The sequence below is a fragment of the Tritonibacter sp. SIMBA_163 genome (genome assembly GCF_046535935.1).
Taxonomy (GTDB): Bacteria; Pseudomonadota; Alphaproteobacteria; order Rhodobacterales; family Rhodobacteraceae; genus Epibacterium; species Epibacterium scottomollicae.
Window position 1 is genome coordinate 1 of record NZ_JAWJBP010000979.1, and the last position, 249, is coordinate 249.

Sequence of the window (249 nt, forward strand, 5' to 3'; positions counted from 1 at the left end):
GGGAGGGCATCCGCGACCTTCAGGCCATGCCGGAGCTGGGGACGCCGGAGCAGTTTGCTCGCTCGATGGACGAGGCGAGGCCGGACATCCCCATCGTCCGCGGCGTGCTCGGCGGCGTGCAGCGGAACGTGGTGAAGACCGGCGGGCTGGTGAGCCGCATCCTCGGCGATCAGCGTGCGGCCGACCGGGCCTATGAGGAGGCGAGGGCGCTCGGGGCGGGTGATGAGTGGGTAGACAAGCAGGTGGCTG

General features: G+C 71.1%; 1 protein-coding gene. It reads left to right on the plus strand.

All coding sequences use genetic code 11. The features are described 5' to 3' along the window. Positions 1 to 249, plus strand: a 249-nt coding sequence (locus R0J92_RS25255) for a hypothetical protein (RefSeq protein WP_411053708.1), incomplete at both ends; no start/stop codon positions are given.